Consider the following 275-nt stretch of genomic DNA (forward strand, 5'->3'; position numbering starts at 1 on the left):
GGGGGCGTGGGGCGTCCCGGGACCTCGCCCGCCGCGAGGAAGGCGCGCAGGCGGGAGCCCAACTGCTGCGGTTCGTCGGACAGTTCGGGGAGGTGGGCGGTCAGGTCCTGGCGGGCGTGCACCAAGCGGCGCGCCGCCGCGAGAGTGCTCGCCTCCACCTCCGCCGCCGTCTCGGGCAGGCCGAGCCCCACGCCCTCGTGCAGCAGCACCACCCTGCGGTGCGGCGGACGCAGGCGCAGCAGCGCTGCCGCGAGCGCCGCCTGCCCCGCGTCGGC

General features: G+C 78.9%; 1 pseudogene. It reads right to left on the minus strand.

From position 1 onward, the window contains the following. Positions 1–275: pseudogene (locus G3I42_RS00930) on the minus strand (transcriptional regulator); the annotation flags it as partial.

Origin of the sequence: Streptomyces sp. SID11385, assembly GCF_010548245.1 — a bacterium.
GTDB lineage: Bacteria > Actinomycetota > Actinomycetes > Streptomycetales > Streptomycetaceae > Streptomyces.